The sequence below is a fragment of the Geodermatophilus obscurus DSM 43160 genome (assembly GCF_000025345.1).
GTDB classification, from domain to species: domain Bacteria; phylum Actinomycetota; class Actinomycetes; order Mycobacteriales; family Geodermatophilaceae; genus Geodermatophilus; species Geodermatophilus obscurus.
Map to the genome: position 1 here is coordinate 1,385,431 of NC_013757.1, position 16,213 is coordinate 1,401,643.

At 74.8% G+C, this 16,213-nt stretch carries 20 protein-coding genes; 12 read left to right on the forward strand and 8 right to left on the reverse strand.

Annotation, left to right across the window (positions count from 1 at the left end; all coding sequences use genetic code 11):
• Window positions 1-33: 33 nt before the first annotated feature.
• Genes GOBS_RS06495 through GOBS_RS25255 form a run of 3 tightly spaced genes read right to left on the reverse strand, consistent with a single transcriptional unit; the run spans window position 34 to window position 2,109 of the window.
• Complete coding sequence (locus GOBS_RS06495) at window positions 34-702, reverse strand: DUF3618 domain-containing protein (protein ID WP_012947497.1); 669 nt, start codon at window positions 700-702, stop codon at window positions 34-36.
• A 40-nt stretch (window positions 703-742) separates the two neighbouring features.
• The gene (locus tag GOBS_RS06500; protein WP_012947498.1) at window positions 743-1,270 is read right to left on the reverse strand and encodes a phage holin family protein; all 528 of its coding nucleotides are present in this window, start codon (window positions 1,268-1,270) and stop codon (window positions 743-745) included.
• A 5-nt stretch (window positions 1,271-1,275) separates the two neighbouring features.
• On the reverse strand, window positions 1,276-2,109 hold the full coding sequence (locus tag GOBS_RS25255; RefSeq protein WP_012947499.1) for a hypothetical protein: 834 nt from the start codon (window positions 2,107-2,109) through the stop codon (window positions 1,276-1,278).
• Window positions 2,110-2,351: 242 nt separating this feature from the next.
• Here GOBS_RS25255 and GOBS_RS06510 point away from each other — a divergent pair, with 242 nt between their 5' ends.
• Window positions 2,352-3,245 (forward strand): siderophore-interacting protein, encoded by an 894-nt coding sequence (locus GOBS_RS06510; RefSeq protein WP_012947500.1) that lies wholly within the window; start codon window positions 2,352-2,354, stop codon window positions 3,243-3,245.
• Here GOBS_RS06510 and ypfJ read toward each other — a convergent pair.
• Both ypfJ and GOBS_RS06520 read right to left on the reverse strand, forming a co-directional pair.
• Window positions 3,242-4,162, reverse strand: a complete 921-nt coding sequence (gene ypfJ / locus GOBS_RS06515) for a KPN_02809 family neutral zinc metallopeptidase (RefSeq protein ID WP_012947501.1) — start codon at window positions 4,160-4,162, stop codon at window positions 3,242-3,244. The genes GOBS_RS06510 and ypfJ overlap by 4 nt on opposite strands.
• Window positions 4,163-4,238: 76 nt before the next feature.
• Window positions 4,239-5,096, reverse strand: a complete 858-nt coding sequence (locus GOBS_RS06520; protein WP_012947502.1) for a formate/nitrite transporter family protein — start codon at window positions 5,094-5,096, stop codon at window positions 4,239-4,241.
• A gap of 141 nt (window positions 5,097-5,237) precedes the next feature.
• Between GOBS_RS06520 and GOBS_RS06525 the strand changes: the two genes are divergently transcribed.
• The 4 genes from GOBS_RS06525 to GOBS_RS06540 all read left to right on the forward strand — a co-directional run bounded on the left by GOBS_RS06525 (window position 5,238) and on the right by GOBS_RS06540 (window position 8,124).
• Complete coding sequence (locus tag GOBS_RS06525) at window positions 5,238-5,648, forward strand: hypothetical protein (protein ID WP_012947503.1); 411 nt, start codon at window positions 5,238-5,240, stop codon at window positions 5,646-5,648.
• 88 nt (window positions 5,649-5,736) lie between these two features.
• The gene (locus GOBS_RS06530) at window positions 5,737-6,981 is read left to right on the forward strand and encodes a glutathionylspermidine synthase family protein (RefSeq protein WP_041241367.1); all 1,245 of its coding nucleotides are present in this window, start codon (window positions 5,737-5,739) and stop codon (window positions 6,979-6,981) included.
• 18 nt (window positions 6,982-6,999) lie between these two features.
• Window positions 7,000-7,461, forward strand: coding sequence for a nitroreductase family deazaflavin-dependent oxidoreductase (locus tag GOBS_RS06535; RefSeq protein WP_012947505.1), 462 nt, complete (start codon window positions 7,000-7,002; stop codon window positions 7,459-7,461).
• A 150-nt stretch (window positions 7,462-7,611) separates the two neighbouring features.
• Window positions 7,612-8,124: a DUF2127 domain-containing protein gene (locus tag GOBS_RS06540; RefSeq protein ID WP_012947506.1), complete on the forward strand. Its 513-nt coding sequence runs from the start codon at window positions 7,612-7,614 to the stop codon at window positions 8,122-8,124.
• Here the strand turns inward: GOBS_RS06540 and GOBS_RS06545 are convergent.
• Window positions 8,063-9,124, reverse strand: a complete 1,062-nt coding sequence (locus tag GOBS_RS06545; RefSeq protein ID WP_012947507.1) for a winged helix DNA-binding domain-containing protein — start codon at window positions 9,122-9,124, stop codon at window positions 8,063-8,065. The two genes, GOBS_RS06540 and GOBS_RS06545, sit on opposite strands and share 62 nt — an antisense overlap.
• Window positions 9,125-9,304: 180 nt before the next feature.
• Here GOBS_RS06545 and GOBS_RS06550 point away from each other — a divergent pair, with 180 nt between their 5' ends.
• Genes GOBS_RS06550 through GOBS_RS06560 form a run of 4 tightly spaced genes read left to right on the forward strand, consistent with a single transcriptional unit; the run spans window position 9,305 to window position 11,296 of the window.
• The gene (locus tag GOBS_RS06550; protein WP_012947508.1) at window positions 9,305-10,054 is read left to right on the forward strand and encodes an SDR family NAD(P)-dependent oxidoreductase; all 750 of its coding nucleotides are present in this window, start codon (window positions 9,305-9,307) and stop codon (window positions 10,052-10,054) included.
• A 12-nt stretch (window positions 10,055-10,066) separates the two neighbouring features.
• Entirely contained in the window at window positions 10,067-10,723 is a 657-nt protein-coding gene (locus GOBS_RS06555) for a class I SAM-dependent methyltransferase (RefSeq protein WP_012947509.1), read from the forward strand.
• Between the two features lie 10 nt (window positions 10,724-10,733).
• Window positions 10,734-10,859, forward strand: coding sequence for a hypothetical protein (locus GOBS_RS29235; protein ID WP_279432641.1), 126 nt, complete (start codon window positions 10,734-10,736; stop codon window positions 10,857-10,859).
• Window positions 10,860-10,870: 11 nt separating this feature from the next.
• On the forward strand, window positions 10,871-11,296 hold the full coding sequence (locus GOBS_RS06560; protein WP_012947511.1) for a DUF1801 domain-containing protein: 426 nt from the start codon (window positions 10,871-10,873) through the stop codon (window positions 11,294-11,296).
• Here GOBS_RS06560 and GOBS_RS06565 read toward each other — a convergent pair.
• Window positions 11,281-12,621, reverse strand: a complete 1,341-nt coding sequence (locus GOBS_RS06565; protein ID WP_012947512.1) for a phosphoribosyltransferase family protein — start codon at window positions 12,619-12,621, stop codon at window positions 11,281-11,283. The two genes, GOBS_RS06560 and GOBS_RS06565, sit on opposite strands and share 16 nt — an antisense overlap.
• A 180-nt stretch (window positions 12,622-12,801) precedes the next feature.
• On the opposite strand from GOBS_RS06565, the gene GOBS_RS06570 reads away from it, so the two are divergent.
• Entirely contained in the window at window positions 12,802-12,996 is a 195-nt protein-coding gene (locus GOBS_RS06570) for a three-helix bundle dimerization domain-containing protein (RefSeq protein WP_012947513.1), read from the forward strand.
• Window positions 12,997-13,110: 114 nt separating this feature from the next.
• Here GOBS_RS06570 and GOBS_RS25260 read toward each other — a convergent pair whose 3' ends face one another.
• Window positions 13,111-13,836, reverse strand: a complete 726-nt coding sequence (locus GOBS_RS25260) for a DUF4190 domain-containing protein (protein ID WP_049788166.1) — start codon at window positions 13,834-13,836, stop codon at window positions 13,111-13,113.
• Between the two features lie 265 nt (window positions 13,837-14,101).
• Between GOBS_RS25260 and GOBS_RS06580 the strand changes: the two genes are divergently transcribed.
• Complete coding sequence (locus GOBS_RS06580) at window positions 14,102-15,721, forward strand: ABC-F family ATP-binding cassette domain-containing protein (protein ID WP_012947515.1); 1,620 nt, start codon at window positions 14,102-14,104, stop codon at window positions 15,719-15,721.
• A 49-nt stretch (window positions 15,722-15,770) separates the two neighbouring features.
• Complete coding sequence (locus GOBS_RS06585; protein WP_012947516.1) at window positions 15,771-16,166, forward strand: hypothetical protein; 396 nt, start codon at window positions 15,771-15,773, stop codon at window positions 16,164-16,166.
• The last annotated feature ends 47 nt before the right edge of the window (window positions 16,167-16,213 follow it).

A 16,213-nucleotide genomic window follows, 5' to 3' on the forward strand; every position in this document is an offset into this window, starting at 1 on the left:
GGCAGGCAGGCCGGCGGGCAGGGAGGCCCTCTCTCAGCTACCCGACTGGCTCTGCACCGTCTGACGGGACTGCTGGGCCTGGCCCTGGACGTCCTGCGCGGCGGACTGGCCCTCCTGCTTGACGGTTTGGGCGGCGTCCTGCGCAGTGGACCTGACCTCCTGGACCGCCTGCTGGGCGGCGGGCTGGAGCTCCTCGCGGATCTCCTGCGCGGCCTCCTTGGCCGGCTGGAGCAGCGTGTCCTTGTGCTCGCGCACCGCGGACTCGGCCTGCTCGGCCAGCTGGCGCTCCCGCTCCGACGCCGGCAGCAGGCTGGAGACCAGCCAGCCGACGCCGAAGGCGATGAGGCCTGCTGCCAGCGGGTTGCCCTGGGCCTGCCGGACGATGGTGTCCGGGGCCTGCTGCACCGCGTGCGCGGCCTGCTGCGCGGCACCCTGCACGGACTCGGCGGCGCCCTGTGCCTTGTCCTGCACCGTGCCCGCGGCGTTCTGCGTGCGGTGCTGGGCCGTGGCCCGGGTGTCCTGGGCGCTGCCCATGACCCGGTCCTTGACGCGGGAGACGCGGCCCTTGGCCGCGCTGACCCGGCGGTCCATGACGCGGGAGGGGTTCACCTTCTCGTTGAGGGCGTCGACGTCGTAGCTCAGCTCGCGCTGCGTCTGCTCGATCTGCCGGCGGATGGCCTCGGGGTCGTTGCTCGTTGTCATCTCAGGTCCTCCTGGTGTCTGAGGGGCACGGGGCCGCGGGTCAGTTGGGCTTCAGCGCGTTGGGCACGTCGGACAGCGTGTCCACGGTGCGCTCGGGCTTGGGGTTCACCTGCTGCAGCTTCTTCTTGCCCATGGAGAAGGTGACGGCACCGACGATGCCCCAGAGGACGGCCACGATGAGCGCGGCCAGCCCGGCGTCCATCACGTTCTCCAGCGCCCACCACAGGGCGTTGGACAGGAAGAGCACCGTCAGGAACCCGGCGAGAGCGGCGACGGCCATCATGCCCGCGCCCTTGCCCGCCTTCTTCGCCTCCGCCTGGACCTCGGCCTTGGCGAGGGCCACCTCCTGCCGCATGAGCGTGGAGAGGTCCTTGGCCAGCTCACCGAACAGCTGCCCGACCGAGGTGCCCTCCACGTCGGGCCGGCCCTCGTTCGTCGTCGGCGTGCCCAGGGTCCCGCTGTGGGCGCCGTAGGACTCGTCCGGGCCGACGGCGTAGTCGCCCTGGCCGTACGGGTCCTGGCCCGGCGTCGAACCGACCGGCGTCGCGCCGGAGTAGGGAGAGCTCATCGGGTTCAGACCCCCTGACCGGGACGGCGGGCCGGGTCGTCCCAGCCGGCCGGGGTGGTCGGCGGGACGACGGCGCCCGCGGGCGGAGTGGTGCCGTACGGCGGCGGCGGGACCGGGCTGCCGGTCGCTGCCGTGCCGCTGTACCCGGTGGTCGTCTCATAGGAGGTCGTCTCGGCGTAGCCGGAGTAGGCCGGCGCCGGCTCGACGTAGTCGGTCTGCGTGTAGTCGGTCCGGTACTGCTGCTGCGAGCCCGTGGACGAGCTGTCGCTGTGCGCGGCCTTCACGCCGCTGGTGAGCCGGCCGGCGAGGACACCGGCGAGCGCGGCGCCGAGCAGGAAGGTGCCGGGCCTGCGGCGGGCGAAGGCGCGGACGTCGTCGAGCAGGTCGGCCGGCTCGCGGCTCTGCAGCCGGTCGGCGAACTGCTCGACGTAGCCCGACGCCTGCTGGAGCAGGTCGCGCGCCGGGCCGGGAGCGCCCTGGCTGCTGCCATCGGCCAGGCCGCGCAGCTCCTGGGCCAGTGAGGACAGCCCGGAGGCGGCCTTGTGCTGCTGGGCCACGGTCTGCTGGCGCAGCTGCTGGCGGCCCTGGTGCAGCAGGTCCTGTGCCTGCCGCTGGGTCTCGTGGGCGACCTCCCTGGCCTGGTCGGCGGCGGTCGAGGCGACCTGGCTGCCGGCCTGGGCGGCGGTCTGGCCCACGTTGCGGGCCTCGTCCTTCGCCACGTCACTGGTCGACGGGGAACCCGTCGAGGTCGTGCTGGTGGCGGCCGTGGTGGCCCCGCTGGTCGCGCCCGAGCCGGTGGAGGGCGGCGGCGGGAACGGGCTGTCGATCGAGTGAGTCATCGTTCCTCCTCGGCAGATGTCTTGGTCGGCCGAGGCGATACCCGTCAAACGATCACCCACACATGAGGGTCGACGCCCGGGCGGTGTCTGTCGGCACACACGACGTGTCCCGGAGCTGAGGCGGCCCGCCGGCACCCCCCCGAGCCGGCGGGCGGCACCGGTTCCCCTGCGGTGTTCCGCACTACCAGCAACGCTGACTAAGGTCAGGCTTCCCTATCCGATCAACTCGAGGGGGCCCCGCCATGGCCGACAAGGCCCCGCGCCGACCGCGCACGCCCCGGCTGGCCACCGTGCTGCGCACCTCGCGCCCGACTCCCCACCTCGTCCGGGTGGTGCTCGGCGGGGAGGGGCTCACCGGGTTCGTGCCCGAGCACACCGACGCCTACGTCAAGCTGGTCCTCCCGCCGGCCGGCGCCCCGTACACCGCGCCGTTCGACATGGACGCCGTGCAGGCCGAGCACCCGCGCGAGTGGTGGCCGTGCCTGCGCACCTACACGGTGCGCGGCTGGGACCCCGTCGCCGGTGAGCTCGTCCTCGACGTCGTCGTCCACGGTGACGAGGGGCTGGCCGGGCCCTGGGCCCAGGCCGCCCGGCCCGGCGACCTGGTGCAGCTGCTCGGCCCCGGCGGCGCCTACGCGCCCAGCGGGGACGTCGACTGGCACCTGCTGGCCGGCGACGAGACGGCCCTGCCGGCGATCGCCGCCTCGCTCGAGCGGCTGCCCGCGGGAGCGGTGGCGCGGGTGTTCGTCGAGGTCGCCGACGCCGCCGAGGAGCAGCCGCTGCCGCCGGCGCCGGGTGTGGAGCTGACCTGGGTGCACCGCGCCGGACCGCCGGGGGAGGCCCTCGTCGCCGCCGTCCGCGGGGCCGCGCTGCCCGCCGGCTCGCTGCACGCCTTCGTGCACGGCGAGGCCGGGTTCGTGCGCGAGCTGCGCCGCTTCCTGCGGGTGGAGCGCTCGGTGCCCCGCGAGCAGCTCTCGGCATCCGGCTACTGGCGGCTCGGCCGCACCGACGAGGGCTGGCGCGCCGAGAAGGCGCAGTGGAACGCCGCGGTGGAGGCCGACGAGTCGAAGGACCCCGTCCTCCTCACGCCTCGCACGCTCGGCGCGAGCCTCGGGACGGGGCCAGGGGACCGCTAGCCGAGGTCGTCGGTGGCGAAGGTGTCGCACTGCGCGGGGTCGCCGGTCTGGTAGCCGGTGGTGAACCAGCGCTGCCGCTGCTCGGAGGAGCCGTGGGTGAAGGCGTCCTGGTCGACGGTGCCGCCGCCCAGGTTCTGCTGGATGAAGTCGTCGCCGATGCGGGCGGCGGCGTCCAGTGCCCGGTCGACGTCGTCCTGGGTGATCTCGGCGATCAGCGGCTCGCCGGACTCGTCGGGGACGGTCTCGGCGTGGTTGGCCCACGCCCCGGCGAAGCAGTCGGCCTGCAGCTCCAGGCGCACGGTGCCGCTGGCCGGGCCCGTCTCGCCCGGGGTGACCTGCTGGTTGATCCCGAGCACGTTCTGCACGTGGTGGCCGTACTCGTGGGCGATCACGTAAGCGTTCACGAACAGCCCGCCCTGCGCGCCGAACTGCTGCTGCAGCGTGTCGAAGAAGGACAGGTCGATGTAGACCTGCTCGTCGGCCGGGAAGTAGAAGGGTCCCGAGCCACTGGTCGCCCCGCCGCAGTCGGTGCGGACCCCGCCGTTGAAGAAGACGGTGTCGGTCGGCCGGTACTCCGGGCCCAGCACGCCGGACCAGTAGTCCTGGATCGACTCGATGTCGGCCACGACGGCGCAGTCGACCGACTCGTTCGCGTCGGCGCCGGTCCGGCACTGCTCCTCGAGCTGGGTGTTGTCGGCGGTCTGCCCCTCCTCGAGCCCGCTCAGCTGGCCCAGCGCCGCGCCGGTCCCGCCGCCGTCCCCACCACCGCCCAGGACCTGGAAGAGCACCAGCACGAGGACGCCGACCAGGCCCAGCCCACCATCGCCGACCGCGAGGCCACGCCCGCCGCCGAGGCCGCCACCCCGGCGGTCCTGCACGCCCGAGGGGTCGAGGTCTGCTCCCTCGCTGTACCTCATGGCTGGGCACCCTCCCGGTCGCGTGGCACGCCGAGACGGTGCCATCCGCAGCGGCGGTGCCCCCGCGAGGAACGGGTCATGCGCGCTCGGCGGCCTCCCCGCCGGTCGGCGTCCGGCTGGGTCGCTCGGCCGGCTGGTCGCGCAGGAACAGGTACCAGTAGGACGTCGACACGAAGACGACCGCGCCGACGAGGTTGCCCACACCGGCCATCAGCCAGTTGAGCAGCACGTCGCCCCAGCCGAGCTCCGGGACGCCGGCGAAGATCGCGGCGGGCAGGAAGAACATGTTGGCGACGACGTGGTCGAAGCCCATCGCCACGAACGCCATGATCGGGAAGAAGATGGCGAGCACCTTGCCGGACACCGACTGGGCGGCCAGCGACATCCACACCGCCAGGCAGACCAGCCAGTTGCAGCCCACGCCGCGCAGGAAGACCTGCCACGGCGACTCGTGCAGCCCCTTGGCCTCGGCGATCGAGGCCAGCCGGTCGTGGGTGAGGGCAGCGCTGCCCGAGGCCCCCGGCGTCCCGATGACCCCGGTCTGCACGGCCAGGAAGTAGGCGACGAACAGGGCGCCGATCAGGTTGCCCACCAGGACGAGGGTGAGGTTCTTGGCGACGTCGCCCATGCTGATCCGGCCCTGCATCGCGCCGAGCGGCACCAGCATCATGTTGCCGGTCGCCAGGTCGGACCCGGCGATGAGCACCAGGACCAGGCCCAGGGTGAACGCGGCGCCCATGAACAGCGTCGGCAGCGTGCCCCAGGTGGCGGGGTCCAGGCCGGAGGAGACCGTGATCGCGACGAGTGCGCCGAAGGAGATGTAGGCCCCGGCGAGGAAGGCGCTGACCAGCACGCGGTCCCAGGTCCGGTGGACCTTCTTGGCTCCGGTCTCACTGGCGACCTGGGCCATCTCGGGTGGTTGGCGGTCGGACATCAGCGCCTCCGCGAGGGAACGGACCTCGGAGGCCGAACCGTACGACTCCGGCCCGGATCCGGCACCCGGGTACGGCGATGGCCCCCGTCGGACCGGAGCGATCTAGGGTCGGCGGACACCTCTGCGACACCGGGAGAGCACATGGCGGTCTCCAACCGCGTCCGCAGCGCCCTGACGACGACGGTGCTGGCGACCGCGGCCACCGGTTTCCTCGCGGCCTGCGGCACGGACGAGGAGGAGCAGGAGCAGGTCGCCTACTGCACGAACGAGGACGGCGAGATCGTCGACGACGACTACTGCGACGACGGCTACCGTGGTCCCGGCGCGGGGTTCTTCTTCCTGTACCTCGGCGGCTTCCGCCCCGGCCTGCCGGTCGGCACCGTCCTCCCGCGCGGGGGCACCCGGATCAACCCCACCGACACGGCGGCCCGCCAGCGTGCCGGGCTGCCGTCGACCGGCAAGGTCACCGGGGGCACGCGGGTCACCGGCGGCATCGGCTCCGGCGTGGGTGGCCGCTCGGGCACCGGCTCCGGCGTCGGCGCGGGGAGTTGAAGAAGGACCCCGTCCTCCCCACCCTTCGCAGGCTCAGAACGGGACCAGGGACGGGGCCGCAGGACCCGGGCGAGGAGAGGACCGGAGAGTGAGGCGCGTCGAGGCGGGGGTGGTCCGTCCCGGCTGGGAGGCCGAGATCGAGGCCCAGGGCCTCGTCTACAACCGCACGGACCTGCCCGGCGGCGAGGTGCGCAGCTACTGGCGCGAGGGGCCGTTCTACGACTTCACGATGGCCGAGGTGGAGCGGCTGGAGGGCTGGGTCGCGCAGCTGTTCGAGATGTGCGTGGCCGCCGGTGACCACGTCGTCGAGCACGACCTGTTCGACCGGATGGGCATCCCGCCGATCGCCCGACCGGAGATCCGCCGCACCTGGGAGACCGAGCCGCCGAGCGTGTACGGCCGCTTCGACCTGCGCTACGACGGCCAGGGCCCGCCGAAGCTGTTGGAGTTCAACGCCGACACCCCGACCGGCCTGGTCGAGTCCGCCGTGACCCAGTGGAACTGGCACCTGTTCACCGGTCAGGGCGCCGACCAGTGGAACGCCCTGCACGACAAGCTCGTCGCCGCCTGGCAGCGCAACCTGCTCCGCTGGGAGCGACGGACCGGCGTCCGTCCGCGGGTGCACCTGGCCTGGACGTCGGAGGAGCGCTCCGGTGAGGACCGGATGACCATCGCCTACCTGATGGACACCGTCGTCCAGGCCGGGTACGAGGCGATCGAGCTGGTGGTCGAGGACATCGCACTCGACGACGGGGACGGCCGCTTCTACGACCCGCAGGGCCGCCATCTCGACGTCGTCTTCAAGCTCTACCCCTGGGAGTGGCTGATCGAGGACGAGTTCGGCGCCGCTGTCCTCGCCGACGCCGCCCGGCCGGGCGGCACCACCTGGGTGGAGCCGGCCTACAAGATGCTGTGGAGCACCAAGGCGCTGCTGCCGGTGCTGTGGCAGCTGTTCGGCAGCGACCCGGCGCTGTCGCCGCTGCTGCTGCCGGCCTACTTCGCCGACGCGATGCCCTCGTCCTGGCAGACGTTCGTGCGCAAGCCGCTGTGGGGCCGGGAGGGCGCCAACGTGCAGATCGTCCGCGACGGGCAGGTCGCGGTGGAGATGCCCGGCCGGTACGGCACCGAGGGCTGGATCGTGCAGGAGTTCGCGCCGCTGCCGGACTTCGCCGGCGCCGACGGCCCGCACCACCCGGTACTGGGGGCCTGGGTGGTCGACGGCGAGCCGGCCGGGCTGGGCATCCGGGAGAGCGAGGGGCTGGTCACCGACAACCTCAGCTTCTTCGTGCCGCACACCGTCGACTTCACCGCTCCGCAGGCCGGGCGCCGGTAGCCGACCTACGGTCGGGACATGCCGCTGGAAGGTGAGTACGAGCCGAGCCCCGAGGCCTGGGTGCGCGAGCAGGTCGAGCGCTACGAGGCCACCGGGGGCCGGGAGGCCAACACGCTCCGCGACACCGGGATCCCGATCGCCGTCTTCTGGACCCGTGGCGCGAAGACCGGGAAGGTGCGCAAGAACGGCCTGATGCGGGTCGAGCACGAGGGTGCCTACGCGATGGTCGGCTCGCAGGGCGGCGCCCCCAAGGACCCGGCGTGGGTGGCCAACCTCCGCACGCACCCCGGCCAGGTCACCGTGCAGGACGGGCCGGAGCCGTGGGACGGCGTGGCGCGCGAGGTGACCGGCGAGGAGAAGCGGCAGTGGTGGGAGCGGGCCGTCGCGGTCTACCCCGAGTACGAGCGGTACCAGCAGCGCACCGACCGGGAGATCCCGGTGTTCGTCGTCGAGCGGGCCGACCCGGTCAACCCGGCATAGTCCTCGACACCGGTGATGCTCGACGACCTCGGGCGGTTCGCGCACCGGCCGGCGAGCTGAGCCGGATCCGTCGGCCACGTCGGGGGGCCGCCGCGGGAGGGGCCGAGCTGCGGGGGCGGGGCCTGGACGCTGTCACCCCCGCCGAGGACGATGCCGCGCACGACCACCGACCGGCTGTTGCGCGCCGCCCTGCTCCTCAAGGGGCTCGACGGCGCGGTCGAGTTGCTCGCGGGCGTCGCTCTCGCGCTGGTGGGCCCACGAGAGCTCGGGGAGCTGACCCGTCGGGTGGTCGCCCACCACCTGCTGGGCAGCCCCCGCGGCGCCCTGGCCGAGCGGTTCACGGCTGCGGAGGCAGCGCTGGGCGGCGGCGACCGCGCGTTCGCCGTCGTCTACCTGACCCTCCACGGCCTGGTGAAGCTGGGTCTGGTCGTGGCCCTGCTGCGCGAGCTGCGGCCCGCCTACCCGGTGGCGATCTGCGTCCTCGCGGTCTTCATCGGCTACGAGGCGTACCGGGCGGCACGGACCGGGTCGTCGGTGCTCTGGGCTGCCGCGGCGCTCGACCTGGCGATCACCGTGCTCGTGGTGCGCGAGTACCGACGCCTCACGGCAGCGCGGCCGCCACCTCGGGGATCGCAGCGGCGACCTCGTCGGGGAACGTGGTGAACGGCGTCGCGGTGACCGAGCGCTTCGCTCCGCGGCCCTGCCAGGCCCAGGTGCCCAGCACCCGCCCGCGGTGGACGACGGTCGGCCGGAAGACGCCGTTGCCGCCGGGCACGATGCGGTCGGCGAACTCGGGCGGGACGGCGCAGCTGCGGTCGGCGTAGCCGAGGACGAACTCGTCGAACCCGGGCAGCAGGAACAGCCCGGCGGCGTCGGCGCGGTGCTCGGCCAGCAGGTCGGGGGTCTCCGGTGCCAGCAGGTGCTCGCGGCCGTCGACCTCGACGGCGGCGAGCCGGTCGCGGACGGCGGCCACCCCGGCCCGGACGTCGGTGAGCGGCAGCCCGGCCCACCGCGCGAGGTCGGCGACGGTGGCCGGCCCGTGACCGCGGAAGTAGCGCAGCGCCAGCTCGCCCAGCCCGGTGTCGCGGTCGAGCCGCCGCTGCGCGGTCACCCACTCGTCGAGCAGCACGAACGCCTGCTCGCCGCCGGCCATCGGCCCCATGCAGAGGGTGCCGGTCTGCGCCAGGTACCAGAGCAGGTGGTACCCGCGCTGTCCGGTGACGGCCACCCCGCCGTCGGCCACCACGGCGAGCAGCTCCTTGCGCCCGCAGCGCCGACCGCCGGTGAGCGCCGCGGTGACCAGCTCGCGCGCCCGCTCGGCCTCGGCCTCGGTCAGCCCGAGCGCCGCCCGCCGCTGGGCGGCGCCGGCCAGCACCCGCGGCCCCAGCAGGTCGAGCATCCAGGGCAGGTCCTCGGCGGGCAGCAGGTGCAACGTGCCGCGCATCGGCCAGGAGCGGACCACTTCCCCGGCGGCCAGCGCCGCCTCCACCCCGGCCCGCGTGCGCTCTGCCGTCCGCAGCGCCACCGAGGTCAGCGCGCCCGGCAGGTCCTGCCCCTGCACGCAGGTCAGCAGGCGGACCGCCTCGGTCGCGGTGGCCGGCGGCGGGCCGGCGACCCGCTGGGCCACCAGCCGGAGCAGCGCGAGGTCACGGGCCGTCGTCATGGCCGGAGCCTGCCAGCGCGGTACGACGATGTCGCCGGTCCGGTGTGAGGGCACTTTCTGGGGGTACCGCGCGCCGCGGACCGCATCCCCTGATGGAAGACAGCACCGCCTCATGGCCTCTCCTCTGACTCCGCCCACCCCCGACACGGCCCGCCCCGTCGCGGTCGCCGGGAACGCGTCGTGAACCGACTCTCCGGACGCCGGGTCGTGGTGACCGGCGGCGCCCGCGGCATCGGGGCCGCGATCGTGCGCGCCTTCGCCGCCGAGGCCGCGAGGGTCGCCGTCCTCGACCCCGCCGCGGAGGAGGCGACTCGGCTGGCGGCGGAGGTGCACGGGCGGGCGTACGCCGTCGACCTGACCGACGCCGCGGCCACCCGGGAGGCGATGGAGAAGGCGATCGCCTGGCTCGGCGGGATCGACGTCCTCGTCAACGACGCCGGCACCAGCCGGTTCGCGCCGCTGCTGGAGCTCGAGCCGGCGGACCTCGGCGACACCGTCACCTCGCCCGCCCGCACCATGCTGGTGACCACCCAGGCCGCGGCCTGGTCCATGATCGCGCTGCGCGGGCCCGGGGACGACTGCGTGGGCAAGATCGTGAACGTGGCCGGGGCCGGGTGCGTGACCGGTGGCGGGCAGGCCCACCACGCGGCGGCGACGTCCGCCGTCACCGCTCTCACCCGGGCCGCGGCGGAGGAGCTCGGCCCGCACGGCATCACGGTCAACTGCCTCTGTCCGGGCCTCGTGGTGGGGGAGGGCGGGGTCGGCGGTCACGACCGCCGGGAGGCCGCCGACTGGTCGGCGCGATCCCCGCTGGGCCGTGTGGGGGAGCCGCGGGACGTGGCCCGCGCCGCGCTCTTCCTCGCCTCCAGCGACTCCGACTACCTGACCGGGGACGCGCTCAACGTGTCCGGTGGGCTCGTCCTGCGCTGAGAGACTGCCCTCGTGCAGGCAACGGACTGGGATGCGCGCTACGCCGCGCAGCAGCAGTGGTCGGCCGAGCCCAACGCACGGGTCGCCGAGCTGCTGATCGACCTGCCGCCGGGCACCGCGGTCGACCTGGCGGCGGGGGAGGGGCGGCACGCGCTGTGGCTGGCCGGCCGCGGCTGGGACGTCACCGCGGTCGACTTCTCCGCGACCGGGCTGGCCCGGGGGCGCGGGCGGCCCGGTGCCGACCGCGTCACCTGGGTGACCGCCGACGTCCTCGCCTGGAACGCCCCGCCGGACTCGCTGGACCTCGTGCTGGTCGCCTACCTGCACCTGCCGGAGGCCGAGACGACGGCGCTGCTGCGCCGCGCGGTCGGCTGGCTGCGACCGGGCGGGCGGCTGCTCGTCCTCGGCCACGACGCCGACAACGTCGCGCACGGGGTCGGCGGCCCGCAGGACCCGGCCATCCTGCACAGCGTCCCCCGGCTGGCCCCGGTGGCCGAGCTGCTCGACGTCGACCGGCTGGAGCAGGTGCGCCGGCAGACCCCGGCCGGCACCGCGCTGGACACCTTGCTGCTGGGCCGCCGCCCCGTGCCCGTACCGGGTCGGCCGCGTCCTCAGGCTCGCCGCGAGCGTGCGAGCGGTGAGGAGGATGGGGTCCTCCCCCGGCGGTAGCGTGCGGGACGTGATGGGGATGGGCGGAGCCGGCGGCCCCGATGCGGAACGCCGTCGGCGCCTGGTGGCCACGGTCGTGGTGCTGGCGCTGCTGCTGACCGCAGCGGCGACGGTGCTCTCGATCGCGCTCGGCTGAGGCGGCGGACCGTGGACGCCGAGATCGAGGACTGGTTCGCCGCTGGCGGCCCGCGCGAGGCCGAGCTGCGGGCCGCCGACGCCCTCGTCACGGCCGCCGCGCCGGGCATCGACCGGCAGCTGGTGCCGGTCGGCTCCGGCCGGGTGCTCGGCTACGGGCTGATGCCCTACCGGCCGCGGTCGGCCCGGGAGACGACCTCCTGGCCGCTGATCGCCCTGGCGGCCCAGAAGCGGCACCTGTCGCTCTACGTGTGCGCCGTCGTCGACGGCGCCTACCTGGCCGAGTCCCGCGCCGACCGGCTGGGCCGGGTGTCCTGCGGGAAGAGCTGCATCCGGTTCTCCTCGCTGGACCGCGTCGACCGGGCCGAGCTGACTGCGCTGCTGCAGGACGCCGTCGCCGCGACGAAGGCCGGCACGAACGCCTACTCCTCGGGCTGATCGGCCCGCCGCCGGGCCGGCTGCTCCGCGGGAGCCGCCGGGACGAGGTGGGTGGCGAACCAGTCGCGGGCCAGCTCGGCGGCGGCACGGAGCGTCCCCGGCTCCTCGAACAGGTGCGAGGCCCCCGGGACGACGGCCAGCCGGTTCGCGCACCGCAGCCGGGCCTGCGCCTCCCGGTTCAGCTCGAGCACCTGCTGGTCGTGGCCGCCCACGACCAGCAGCGTGGGCGCCCGGACCTCGGCCAGCGCCGGGCCGGCGAGGTCCGGGCGGCCACCGCGGGAGACCACCGCCCGCACGGTGTGGTCCCGGGCCGCCGCGACCAGGGCCGCCGCGGCGCCGGTGCTGGCGCCGAAGTACCCCAGCGGCAGGCCCGCGCAGGCCGGCTCCGCACCCACCCAGCGGGCGACCGCGGTCAGCCGGCCGGCCAGCAGCGCCACGTCGAACACCGGCCCGCGGGCGGACTCCTCGGCGGGGGTCAGCAGGTCCACCAGCAGCGTGGCCATCCCTGCGCGCACCAGCACCTCGGCGACGGCGCGGTTGCGGGGACTGTGCCGGCCGCTGCCGGAGCCGTGCGCGAACACGACCAGCCCACCGGCGTGCTCGGGGACGGTCAGGTGGCCGGGCAGCCCGCCTGGACCGGCGTCGGCGACCACGTCGTCGTCCCGCGGGGTGGGGGCGTCGCCCGGCGGTGCCGGGGGCGGGCGGCGCAGCAGCCCGAGGACCTCCTCCTCCTCGGTCGGCCGGAAGTCGGCGTAGGCCTGCCCCACCGCGGTGAAGCGCTGCGGGCTCTCCAGGCACACCACCTCGTCGACTTCCTGGGCGATCTCCTGCAGGGCGCGGGGCGAGCCGACCGGGACGGCCAGCACCACCCGGGCCGCCCCGTGCGACCGGGCGACCGCGCAGGCGGCCCGGGCGGTGGCGCCGGTCGCGATGCCGTCGTCCACCACCACCGCCGTCCGGCCCTCCAGCGGCAGCCGGGCGCGGTCGCCGCGCAGCTGCCGCGCCCGCCGGTCAAGCTCGGCGCGCTCGCGCCGCTCGACGTCGGCGAACGTCGCCTCCTCGACCCGGGCGGCCCGCACGACGTCGTCGTTGACGACGACCACGCCGTCCTCGCCGACCGCGCCCATCGCCAGCTCCGGGCGCTGCGGCAGACCGAGCTTGCGGACCAGGACCACGTCGAGCGGGGCGCCCACCGCGCGGGCCACCTCCGCGGCCACCGGCACCCCACCGCGCGGCAGGCCGAGCACCACGACGCCGCGGCCGGCGAACGGCGCCATCCGGCGCCCCAGCTGCCGGCCCGCGTCCCTGCGGTCCTGGAACGGCACCCGCGCCTCCTCGGGTCGGACCCATGCTCACCCTGGTCCTGCCCGGACGGGATACGCAACCACGGGTTGCCTGGTGACCTAGGTCCCTGGTGTGTGCGCCCGGCAGCGGTCACCGTTGGTCGCCGGCGCCGCGAGCGCCCGGCTGATCCACACACCTCGCGCGCACGGAGGCGCCCCCGCATGACGCTGACCGAAGACCCCGCCGTCGACCAGGCCGTGGCCCGACTCGCCGACGAGTTCCGGGCGCGGCTGCGTCCCCAGGTCATCGGCACCGTGGTCCGCACCTGCCGGCAGGACCTCAGCGGGGTACCGGCCACGGCGCTGCCCGAGCTGGTGGAGCGGCTGGCCCGGGAGCGCCTGCAGTCCGTCGGCTGACGGCAGCCGGAGCAGCGCAGCGAGCGAGGAGCGGACCGAGGGCACCGTCTGCTGGGACGGCGACGCCGGCCGGACCCCCCGTCGGGGCGTCCGGCCGGCGTCGCCGTGCGGGGGTCACTGGACGGCGTAGAAGACCCGCTCGTCGTCGAAGCTCATCGTCGGCTCGACGGAGAGCTGACCACCGGGGATGGCGGACGGCGGGACGTCCATGCAGAACTGGAAGGTGTCGGTGCCGCCCGGGTTGAGGGTGGGCGCGTCGATCGCGTCGTCCGCAAGCACGGCCGTGCAGTCGGCGTCGCTGTACTGGCGGGCGTCCGTGCCGTGGAAGACCGCGGACAGGTCCCAGCCGGGCATGCCCTCGTCGCCCCCGGTGTAGGTGACGGTCAGCTGGGTGATCACGTACTGCCCGGTCGGGGCCTCGTTGAAGTCGTTGGCAGCGGCCACGGCGGCGTTGCCGTCGAGCTGCACCGCGTCCACGGTGACCTGGTAGTCGCCCACCTGCGCCGGGACCCCCAAGGGGACGACGTCCGCAGCCGGCGCGGGGGCCACGGCGTCCGCGCTCGCACCTTCCGGCCCCTCGTCGAGGCTGCGCTCCACCTCGTCGAGGACGCTCGAGTAGAAGGCCTGGGTCGCGATGACCAGCACCAGTGCGAAGGCCGAGGTGATGAGACCTGCGATCGCCAACCCCTGGCCGGTGTGGGTACCGCGGCGGGCGCGGATCAGTGCGGGGATGCCGAGCCCGAGGCCGACGAGGGCGATGATCGCAGCGAGGTTGTTGACGATCGGCACCCAGCTGAGCAGCACCGCGATGGCGCCCAGCACGACCGAGGCGAGCGCCATACCGGAGTTCTTCCTGTGTTGGGCTTCCGGCGGCGGGCCGGGGTACCGGTTCGGCGCCAGAGGGGGGTAAGACAAAGAACTGCCTCTCCGTCGTGCGGGTGAGTCGGAGCGGGACCGTATGTGGATCGGGCTCGGCGCCACGGACGCTCTGCTCGACTTGCCGATCCGGGCCCCAGCGATCCCAACGGCCCCAGCGGTCGCCCTCCGCGCGACGACGTTGGGCCGACCCGCGCAAACGGGTTGCCGCCACCCGGACGATGTCGGGGTGGGCTCCATCGACGTGACCGGGGTGCGGCACACCCTCCCCGACGGGCGGGTGCTGCTCGACGGGGTCTCCTTCCGGGTCGGCGAGGGCGCCCGCGCCGCGCTGGTGGGCGAGAACGGTGCCGGGAAGACGACGCTGCTGCGGATCGTCGCCGGCGACCTGGTGCCCGAGGACGGCGCTGTGGCCCGCAGCGGCGGTCTGGGCGTGATGCGCCAGTTCATCGGATCGGTGCGGGACGACACGACCGTCCAGCGCTTCCTCGTCGACCTCGCGCCACCGGCCGTGCGGGCCGCCTGGGAGGCCGTCGAGGCCGCCGAGCTGACCCTCATGGATACCGACGACGACGCCGCCCAACTGACCTACGCCGACGCGCTCGCGCAGTGGGGCGACGCCGGCGGCTACGAGGCCGAGGTCACCTGGGACGCGGTGACGGTGGCGGCGCTCGGCGTCCCCCACGACCGCTGCAAGTACCGCGAGCTGTCCACCCTCTCCGGCGGGGAGCAGAAACGGCTGGCACTGGAGGCGCTGCTGCGCGGCCCGGACCAGGTGCTCCTGCTCGACGAGCCGGACAACTACCTCGACGTCCCCGGCAAGCGCTGGCTGGAGGAGCGGCTGCTGGAGACCCGCAAGACGGTGCTGTTCGTCAGCCACGACCGGGAGCTGCTGGCCCGCGTCGCCGACCGGGTGGTCACCGTCGAGGGTGGGACGGCGTGGGTGCACGGCGGTGGGTTCGCGGGCTACGCGCAGGCGCGGACGGCGCGGCACGAGCGGATGGCCGAGCTGCGCCGGCGCTGGGACGAGGAGCACGCGCGACTGGTCGAGCTGGTGCGCACGCTGCAGCAGCAGGCGGCCAACTCACCGGACATGGCCTCCCGGTACCGGGCCGCGCAGACCCGGCTTGCGAGGTTCGAGGCCGAGGGGGCGCCGCCGGACCGGCCGCCCGAGCAGCGGGTCGCCATGCGGCTGCGGGGCGGGCGCACCGGTGTGCGCGCGGTCATGGCCGAACAGCTGGAGCTCAGCGGCCTGATGCAGCCGTTCGACCTGGAGGTCTGGTACGGCGACCGGGTCGCCGTCCTCGGGGCCAATGGTGCGGGCAAGTCGCACTTCCTGCGGTTGCTGGCCGGCCAGGACGTCGCGCACACCGGCTCGTGGCGGCTCGGTGCGCGCGTCGTCCCCGGGTTCTTCGCGCAGACCCACGCGCATCCGGAGTGGCTCGACCGCACCCTGGTCGACCTGCTGTGGCACGGCGAGCCCGGGCGGCCGGGTGTGGACCGCGGCCGGGCCATGGCGGCGCTGCGCCGGTACGGCCTCGCCGAGGCCGGCGACCAGCCGTTCGGCACGCTCTCGGGCGGGCAGCAGGCGCGCTTCCAGGTGCTGCTGCTGGAGCTGTCCGGCGCCACGCTGCTGCTGCTGGACGAGCCGACCGACAACCTCGACGTGCTGTCGGCGGAGTCGCTGGAGGAGGCGCTCGCCGCGTTCGACGGCACCGTGCTCGCGGTCACCCACGACCGCTGGTTCGCCCGCTCGTTCGACCGGTTCCTGGTCTTCGGCACCGACGGCCGGGTGTACGAGCCGGCCGAGCCGGTGTTCGACGAGACCCGGGTGCAGAGGGCGCGCTGAGGTGCGTCAGGCAGCTTGACAGTCAGGGTGACCTGACGGATGGTGGGGCATGGCCGACATCGACGCCCTGGACCGGGAGCACACCCTCTCGACCGCCGTCCGGCGGTACGAGGAGCTGCGGACCCGCGACTCCCTCGCCGACCCCGACGTTCCGGCCGGCCCGCGCCCCCTGGGCCGGGCCGAGGCGCTGGAGCTGCTGGCCCTCGGCGAGGTGATCACCCGCAAGGCCGGCCAGGGGCGGCAGCTGACGGTCCGGACGGCGCGGGGTGCCGGAGCCTCGTGGGCCGACATCGGGCAGGCCCTCGGCACCACCCGCCAGTCGGCCTGGGAGGCGCACCGCCGGTGGATCGACGGGCAGGCCGCCCAGCGCGGCGCCGTCGGTGAGATCGGCTTCGACGAGGACGACGCCGCGGCCGCCCGCGCGCTGGCCGGCGGCCAGCCGTGACCATCGGCGGGTGGCTGCCGTCGCCGGCGTGCCCGACGGCCACCCGC